The organism is Candidatus Desulfatibia sp., from assembly GCF_036446775.1.
Taxonomy (GTDB): Bacteria; Desulfobacterota; Desulfobacteria; order Desulfobacterales; family UBA11574; genus Desulfatibia_A.
On sequence record NZ_JAZFTO010000103.1, the window covers coordinates 1 to 8,459 of the forward strand.

At 50.5% G+C, this 8,459-nt stretch carries 7 protein-coding genes; 4 read left to right on the forward strand and 3 right to left on the reverse strand.

All coding sequences use genetic code 11. The annotated features are described in order from the left end of the window. Together V3S16_RS04895 and aroF are read right to left on the reverse strand one after the other, a co-directional pair. Positions 1-1,175, reverse strand: a 1,175-nt coding sequence (locus V3S16_RS04895; RefSeq protein WP_413883554.1) for a CinA family nicotinamide mononucleotide deamidase-related protein, incomplete at its 3' end; no start/stop codon positions are given. After that, positions 1,172-2,176 carry a 3-deoxy-7-phosphoheptulonate synthase gene (gene aroF, locus V3S16_RS04900; RefSeq protein ID WP_413883555.1) on the reverse strand — a complete coding sequence of 335 codons (1,005 nt, stop codon included), beginning with the start codon at positions 2,174-2,176 and terminating at the stop codon, positions 1,172-1,174. The genes V3S16_RS04895 and aroF, both read right to left, overlap by 4 nt. Positions 2,177-2,807: 631 nt before the next feature. Here aroF and V3S16_RS04905 point away from each other — a divergent pair. From V3S16_RS04905 to trpC, 4 genes are all read left to right on the forward strand, one after another. After that, on the forward strand, positions 2,808-4,295 hold the full coding sequence (locus tag V3S16_RS04905) for an anthranilate synthase component I family protein (protein ID WP_413883556.1): 1,488 nt from the start codon (positions 2,808-2,810) through the stop codon (positions 4,293-4,295). A gap of 240 nt (positions 4,296-4,535) precedes the next feature. Then, positions 4,536-5,108 carry an anthranilate synthase component II gene (locus V3S16_RS04910; RefSeq protein WP_413883557.1) on the forward strand — a complete coding sequence of 191 codons (573 nt, stop codon included), beginning with the start codon at positions 4,536-4,538 and terminating at the stop codon, positions 5,106-5,108. A 311-nt stretch (positions 5,109-5,419) separates the two neighbouring features. After that, the gene (gene trpD, locus V3S16_RS04915) at positions 5,420-6,436 is read left to right on the forward strand and encodes an anthranilate phosphoribosyltransferase (protein ID WP_413883558.1); all 1,017 of its coding nucleotides are present in this window, start codon (positions 5,420-5,422) and stop codon (positions 6,434-6,436) included. Next, complete coding sequence (trpC, locus tag V3S16_RS04920; RefSeq protein ID WP_413883559.1) at positions 6,436-7,230, forward strand: indole-3-glycerol phosphate synthase TrpC; 795 nt, start codon at positions 6,436-6,438, stop codon at positions 7,228-7,230. The genes trpD and trpC overlap by 1 nt, the downstream gene beginning before the upstream one ends. Positions 7,231-7,508: 278 nt before the next feature. Here the strand turns inward: trpC and V3S16_RS04925 are convergent. Continuing rightward, the coding region (locus V3S16_RS04925; RefSeq protein ID WP_413883560.1) for a methyl-accepting chemotaxis protein at positions 7,509-8,459 on the reverse strand (951 nt) is incomplete at its 5' end.

The window sequence follows — 8,459 nt, forward strand, 5'->3', positions numbered from 1 at the left end:
TTGCCAAACGAAAAATGAAACCGGTACGCTTCCGCAGAACTGTCTGTGGCCAGGCCGATACAAACCGTTCCAACCGGTTTGACGGCACTTCCGCCGTCAGGTCCGGCAATACCGCTGGTGGCCAGGCCGTAAGTTGCTCCCACAATGCGCCGGGCTCCCTGGGCCATCTCTTTTACGGTCTCTTCGTGCACGGCACCGCAACGATTTATTGTCTCTGAAGAGACTCCTAATATCTTCTTTTTGGCGTCGTTGGAATAGGTAACACCTGAAAAGAGAAAATATTCAGAGCTGCCGGGAACATTGGTCAACCAATGGGATATGAGTCCACCGGTACAGCTTTCGGCAACAGCCAGCGTCGCCTTTTTCCGGCCAAGAAGTTCTCCGATGATAACTTCCATGGCTTTACCGTCAACCGAAAATACATAGCGTCCAATTTTATCCAAGACCCATGCGGATGCCTTTTTCATCCGTTGGCCGAGACTATTTTCATCTTTGTCCCGGCCGTAAAGCTTCACCTGAATCTCTGGAAATTTCGCGCGAATACCGAGTATCAGATCGGGGAATTCGGCTGCAAAGCCGTCCAGACGCTCACCGGTCGCTGCTTCGGTTAAACCAAATGTCATAATAGTCTGCACCACCCTGACATCTTTATCCATACCCTGGATTTTCTCTATCCGGGGTATTACCACATCCGCAAGCATACGCTGCATCTCAAACGGTACGCCGGGAAGAAAGAAAAACAGGCATTGTCCGATTTTCAGACAAAAGCCGGGCGCGGTTCCCACGGGGTTGTGCAGGCATTCGGAACCTGCGGGCAGCATGGCCTGTTTTTTGTTGGATGGGCTCATGCAGCGCCGGCGTGCTTTGAACAACGCTTCAATGGCATTAAGAGCCATCGGGTCTAAAGCCAGTTCAACTTTTGCCGCTTTTGCGACGGCCTCGGCCGTAATATCATCTGACGTAGGGCCAAGTCCTCCGGTAACTACCCCGATGTCCGCCCGGCCGCCGATCTCTTGCAGTATGGAAACCAGCGCATCCAAATCATCACCCACGCAACTGTGCCTGACAACTTCAAGGCCGGCTTCTTCCAACTCCTGTGCTACATGGGCTGAATTGCTGTCAATGACGGTTCCGGTAAGGATTTCCTGGCCGGTAGCAAGAATTTCCGTAATCATTTGAAGACCTCGTATATTGAATTCACCTGGCGACACAGCCTCTCAAACTGGTCCGGGTAAAGCGACTGGCTCCCATCACTAAGAGCCATATCCGGAGCGTGATGCACTTCCACCATCAGGCCGTGGGCTCCGACAGCCACAGACGCCCGGCTCAATGGGATAACCTGATCCCGGCGTCCGGCAGCATGACTGGGATCGATTATAATTGGAAGATGGCTTTCTTTGCGTACCACGGGAACCGCCGAAAGATCCAGTGTGTTGCGGCTGTGATGCACAAACGTCCGCACCCCCCTTTCACATAAAATCACATTGAGATTGCCCCCTTCCAGGATGTATTCGGCCGCCATCAACCATTCGTCGATGGTGGCCGCCATGCCTCTTTTGAGAAGAACCGGTTTTTGGGCCCGTCCGGCCCGCTTCAGCAGACTGAAGTTTTGCATGTTGCGGGTTCCTATCTGGATTACATCGGCGTACTGTTCCACCAGATCAAAGGTTTCAAGATCCATTACTTCAGTGACCACCGGCATTCCGGTCGTTTCACGCACCCGCGCCAGGATCTTCAATCCTTCTTCGCCCAGTCCCTGAAAGGAATACGGAGACGTTCGGGGCTTAAAGGCCCCGCCTCTGAAAAGATGAGCACCTTTGCGTTTGACCTGCTCGGCGATGGTCAATGCCTGCGATTCGCTTTCAATGGCACAGGGTCCGGCAATGATAGTCAGCGCGCCGCTGCCGATAGATAGGTCACCGACCTGAACCACGGTGTCTTCGGGTTTAAACTCACGACTCACCAGCTTATAGGGCCGGGTAACGGGAATGGCGTCCCTGACGCCCGGCAGGCCTAAAAACAGCAAAGCATCCACCGGCCCTTTGTTATTCAAAATACCGATGGCTACTCTTTCCCCTCCCGGGATGGGACGGGCTGAGTATCCTCTTGCTTCAACAGCCGCCACCACGGCAGCGATTTCTTCGGGGGTTGCCTTTTGATCCATGACTAACAACATAACTGCTCCTCCTATCTTAAAATTTGTTTTATTGTTAATGCCCGGGTATCTTGCCACACTTGCCCGCCATCCAGCAAGCGGGGTGGCAATATAAAAAAAATCTTGACAATTTATAAACATTGCAGGTAATTTATTTCAAGTATTTTGAGGAAGGATATGCGAACCATTAAAATTCAACATCAATATTTTGGCTGGCGGTGGCAAACCTGGAATAATGGGTATGCCACCGGTACTTGATACACCCGATTTAAATTAAAAAATCATAAAGGACCGTGGACAGCCTAAACCCACGGTTCTTTATGATTTGAATTTCAAAGGGCCGTGTAAATCTCCACGGCCCATTTTTTTTAATTTTTAGACAGAATTTATTGGATTTTTTTCACTACTTAGGATCAGAGACCATGGAAGAATAGATTACCCGGCCGAAGGCCTGAGCTGTTTATAGAGAATCGGCACCTCCCGATTCTCTATAAAAATCCCTTCTCTGCGCACTCTGTGTCTCTAACGAGCGAAGCGAGTGGGCGGTGAAAGACTTTTGGATCACCAGCAATTTATAACTTCTAAAGCTCTTCGCAAAAAGGCTGAGGTTGTTAACCTGTAAATCAAAAATGTAACAAGAAAAGGAACAACCATGCTGATTAATGAATTTCCGAACATCGACCAATTCCGACAAATGGCCAGCGAAAATAACGTAATTCCAGTTTGCGTGGAAGTTTTGGCCGATACCCAAACACCGGTTTCGCTTTTAAGAAAATTCTATGAAAACAAAGACTCTGTCTTTCTCTTTGAGAGTGTTGAAGGCGGTGAACGCTGGGGAAGATACAGTTTTCTGGGTGTTTCGGCCCGTGCTCATATCCGGGTGTACCCGGAAGTAATCGAGATCAATGAAAACGGCCATGTCAGACAGATTGTGCACAACGGGAACCCGCTGGCTGAACTGCGCAACCTGATGAAACAATACCACCCGGCACACGTCCCGGAACTGCCCCGGTTCTGGGGCGGTCTGGTCGGATATATCACCTATGAAATGGTCTCATTTTTTGAAAAAATACCAAATATGCTGCCGCAGAACAAACCGCTGGCCCACTTTACTATACCCGACGAATTGCTGATTTTTGACAATATCCAGCATACTCTGATGGTGGTTGTCATCACCTTTATTGGCCAGGATCAGGATTCTGACCAAGTGTATCAGGCAGCAACCCGCCGGATCCAATCTTTGCTGCGCAAAATGGAACAGCCCGCACCCGCGATCAATACAATCGTTGAAACCGACAACTGCAAACTGGAAGCTCCCTGGAAAGCCGAAGCCTTCCGGGATATGGTCAAAAAAACCAAAGAATATATTGTTGCCGGCGATATTATCCAAGCGGTAATCTCCAAGCCTTTTGTCTGTCAATCGCCGCCGGACCTCTGGACGCTTTACCGTGCCCAGCGATACATCAACCCCTCACCCTACCTATTCTTTCTTCACTTGGAAAATGTAACCCTGGTAGGTTCATCTCCTGAAGTCATGGTACGCCTGGAAAGCGGTGTCGCCACCCTGCGCCCCATCGCCGGTACCCGGCCCAGAGGAAAAGCCGAGCAGGAGGACCGCGCGCTGGCCGACGAACTTCTTTCCGATGAGAAAGAAAGAGCCGAACACCTGATGCTGGTCGATCTGGGACGCAACGACTTAGGACGGGTGGCGGAAGTCGGAACGGTTCAGGTTACGGATCTGATGATCGTGGAGCGCTACTCGCATGTTATGCATCTGGTATCCAACATCATCTGTGACCTTCGTTCTGAATACGATGCCTGGGATTTGCTCCAGGCGACCTTTCCGGCCGGCACCCTCTCCGGAGCACCCAAAGTCAGAGCCATGGAAATCATCGCCGAGCTCGAAAAAAGTCCCCGGGGGCCTTACGGCGGTGCCGTTGGATATATTTCGTTCCACGGCAACATGGACATGGCCATCACCATCCGGACCGCCTGCATTGAGAACGGAACCCTGACGGTTCAAGCCGGGGCCGGAATCGTTGCTGATTCGGATCCGGAAACAGAACGTCTGGAAGTTGTCAATAAAGCCAAAGCCATGCAGAAAGCGCTGCAGCTTTTACAAAATTCTGCAATAACTTAGTTTCTTAACGATCATATTTGTGCATTTTGTGGCAAAATATTTTTATAACACCTTGTAATGCCTCTATGGATAAGATGCTTGATGCTAGTTTCTGGATACTGGATTTTAATAGGATGTTATCCTTATTTTATCCAGCATCAAGCATCCAGTGTCCAGTATCAGCTTGTTAAATGGCACAGGTGGTTAAAGTTTTAATCTATCCTGTTTGGTTCCGGCTTGTCCGGGTTGGGAGAAACAACCATGATCCTGATGATCGACAACTATGACTCATTCACGTATAATCTGGTGCAATACTTAGAGCAAATCGGCGCCTCGATCCAGGTGGTTCGTAATGACGTTCTGCCCCTTGCGGAACTCATCACCTGGGGGCCTGAAGGTATCGTCATATCACCCGGTCCCGGCCGCCCGGAATCGGCGGGACTTATTATACCGTTAATAAAGCATTTTTCCGGAAAAGTCCCTGTTTTAGGTGTGTGCCTGGGCCATCAGGCCATTGCCGCCGCTTTCGGCGCAGAAGTCGTATCCGCCAAACGGCTGATGCACGGAAAAACTTCCATGATTCATTCAGACGGCAAAAAGATATATGAGGGCATCCGCAATCCCTTTGAGGCCATGCGTTATCATTCCCTGGCCGTTTCAAGGGAAAATTTTCCTGAATGCCTCGAAATCAGCTCGGAAACCGATGACGGTGAAATCATGGGAATCCGGCATCGCCAACATGCAACCGAAGGGATCCAGTTTCACCCGGAATCGATCATGACACGGGTCGGAAAACGGCTTCTCAGAAATTTTATAAACAGCACACAAACATGAGTAAAGAATCCTGGCTCAGAGTACCAGGTTTTGATTTCACCCCATAGGAGCGCACCTCAAATGGAGTTAATTAAATTCCAAATAACAAATACCAAATATCAAACAAATAACAATCGTTCGACCTAGAGGCTCTCGACAGGTGACCGAAAATAGTTTAGGAAGTGGAATTTGGTGCTTGTAGTTTGGAGCTTGTTTGTTTTTTGGTGCTTGGAATTTGGGATTTTAGATACAAAGGATATATTTATTATTTTTTCTTCGTGCCTCGGTGCCTTAGTGGCAATTTACGAATGATAATAAGGGAGGAAAACACAATGTTTCGGGAAAATCTCAACAAAATCGTCCGGGGAAACAATTTAAGCGCAGACGAAATGGCGCAAATGATAACTGAAATTTTTTCCGGCAATGTAACCGACGCCCAGATCGGAGCATTGATGGCCGCCCTGGCCACCAAAGGAGAAACATTTGAGGAACTGGCCGGTGCGGCGCGTGCCATGCGGCGCAAAGCCGTGCGCATTCAGGCGGCAGCGTCGACCATCGTGGATACCTGCGGAACCGGTGGTGATGGAGCCCATACATTCAATATATCCACTACCACTGCCCTGGTGGTGGCGGGTTGCGGTCTTACGGTCGCCAAGCACGGTAATCGTTCGGTATCGAGCCGCTGCGGCAGCGCCGATCTGCTCGAAGTTTTGGGTGTAAAGCTGGATACCCAGCCGGAAATCGTGGAAGAGGCTGTGCAGGAAATCGGTATCGGCTTTCTGTTTGCACCGCTTTTTCACGGCGCCATGCGGCATGCCGCCAAAGCCAGGCAAGAGGTGGGGCTGCGCAGTATTTTCAATATGCTGGGACCGCTGACAAACCCGGCGGCCGCCAATTGCCAGCTTCTGGGCGTATACGCTCCTGAGTTAACGGAAATGTTTGCCCAGGCCTTGCAGCTTCTGGGCGCCAAAAGAGCTTTTGTGGTCCACGGCCATGACGGTCTGGACGAAATTTCTGTCTGCGCACCCACCCGCGTCTCCGAACTCAAAGACGGCTTGATCCGCACCTTTGATATTAATCCGGAACAATTTTTCGGAATTTTAGCGGATTCAAACGATTTAACCGGCGGAAGCCCGGAAGAAAACGCCGAAATAACGATGGCTATTCTTAAAGGAGAAAAAGGACCCCGGCGTGATGTTGTCCTGCTCAATACGGCCGCAGCCCTTGTGGCGGCAGAAAAAGCAGCCGAATTCCAGGAAGGAATCCGCCTGGCGGAAGAATCGATTGATCAAGGCGCCGCTCTGGCAAAGTTAGAGGCGCTGGTTACATTCACCCAGGAAAACGGCTAATGGGTAAAGATATCTTAAGTAAAATTGTGGCTCATAAAAAGCTGGATGTTGCCAAGGCTCAAAAACGCCTGCCGGAACCGCAAATTCGCGAGCAGGCGCTGATGCCTCGCACAAGGCGTTCATTTTTAAAGAGACTTGAGCATCCCGGTGCAACGGGGGTTAATATCATTGCCGAAATCAAACGGGCTTCGCCTTCCAAGGGTGTTATCCGCCAAAATCTGGACCCCGTAACATATGCATCCGAATGTGAAAAGGGCGGAGCCGCAGCGCTTTCCGTTCTAACGGATCAGCCTTTTTTTCAAGGCAGCCGCCAGGATTTAAAAAGCGCACGTGAAACCACAACCCTTCCGGTACTCCGTAAAGATTTTATGATTTCCGCCTACCAGCTTTACGAATCTGCCTTGATGGGCGCAGATGCTGTTTTGCTGATTGTCCGTATTCTCGAACAGCAGCAACTGAAGGACTACCTTGATATCTGCGCTGAACTCAAATTGGACGTCCTGGTTGAAATCCATACGGAAAAAGATCTTGAAACAGCCACCAGATCCGGAGCCAGGCTGATCGGAATCAATAACCGCAACCTGCGTTCTTTTGAAACCGATATTGAGACCGCCATTCGTCTGAAATCGCTGTTTGAGCCCCATCAAATCGCCGTGGCCGCCAGCGGCTTACACACGCGGGCGGATATTGAAAAAAATCTAAATGCAGGCATCTGGAATTTTCTAATCGGGGAAAGCCTCGTAAAAGCGCAAAACCCAAAAGATTTCCTCAAATCGCTTCAAGGAGAAGATTAAGGCCCGGGATCTTGCTAAAGTAGAAGCTTTTGTAAAAGAGGGGATGCAGTCCTTGTTTAGTTAGGAGTGGACCCCTCGGCCACATCTGTCCTCGGAAATTAGGATTCAGCATAGTTTTTTACAGTGCGAACTGAAACCTTCACGCAGGATTGCAGACGTCCATGATAAACTCACACAAACCATCAGTTGTTAAAAGTAAAAATGGAACAGCTAAATAATTGAAAAATAAAGCCGCATGGTGATGACCTAAAAAGCCATCACCATGCATTTCCTTTTAGTTAAAAATCCTTAAAATCGTCATCTGCCATTGGAATGACCTGCTCAGGACCTACTTCCCTGGCCTGGTGCACGGCCACTTCTTTGGTTTTTTTGGTTTTGACCTTTTTTACAATAGCTGCCAGGCCTCTCTTTGCAACGCCTTTTGAAGCCGCAGCCTTGGTCCGGGTAACTCTCTGTCCGGCACCGGCACTGCCGGCCACCAGCGCAACAAGTTCATCGACAAAACCCTTCATCTGTTCGGCCTGGGCGCTCATTTCCTCGGAAGCAGAGGCGGACTCCTCGGCATTGGCGGCATTCTGCTGGACCACCTTGTCCATTTCCACCACGGCCTTGTTGACCTGCTCGATCCCGTCGGCCTGCTCGTTGGAGGCCGCCGCAATTTCACCGACCAGCTCGCCCACCTTGGCAGAGCTTTCAGCAACTTGTGCGAAGGCCTCATTGGTGGTACTCACCAGTTCTCCGCCTTCATTGACTTTCTTGACCGTGCCTTCGATCAGATCGGCCGTATTTTTGGCGGCATCGGCGGCCCGCATGGCCAGATTTCTGACTTCATCGGCCACGACCGCAAATCCGGCCCCGGCCTCACCGGCCCGCGCCGCTTCAACGGCAGCATTTAAGGCCAGCAGGTTGGTCTGGAAAGCAATCTCATCGATGGTCTTGATGATCTTGGAAGTCTCTTCGCTGGCCTTGGAAATCTCCTCCATGGATCCCGTCAGTTCGGTCATGGATTCGTTGGCCTTGGTAACAACCTGGTTGGCCTCTTTCATGAGGTTGTCGGCCTGGTTGGCATTATCGGCGTTCTGCTTGGTCATGGAGGCCATCTCTTCCAGTGAGGAAGAGGTCTCCTCGATAGATGCGGCCTGCTCGCCGGAGCCTTCGGCCAGTTCCTGGCTGGAAGTGGATACCTGCCCTGAAGCCGAAGCCACCTGGTCGGCGCCTTCGTTCAGCCC

Coding starts and splice junctions, on each gene's coding strand:
- aroF (WP_413883555.1), bottom strand. CDS start 2,176: ATGTTGTTAGTCATGGATCAAAAGGCAACCCCCGAAGAAATCGCTGCC.
- V3S16_RS04905 (WP_413883556.1), top strand. CDS start 2,808: ATGCTGATTAATGAATTTCCGAACATCGACCAATTCCGACAAATGGCC.
- V3S16_RS04910 (WP_413883557.1), top strand. CDS start 4,536: ATGATCCTGATGATCGACAACTATGACTCATTCACGTATAATCTGGTG.
- trpD (WP_413883558.1), top strand. CDS start 5,420: ATGTTTCGGGAAAATCTCAACAAAATCGTCCGGGGAAACAATTTAAGC.
- trpC (WP_413883559.1), top strand. CDS start 6,436: ATGGGTAAAGATATCTTAAGTAAAATTGTGGCTCATAAAAAGCTGGAT.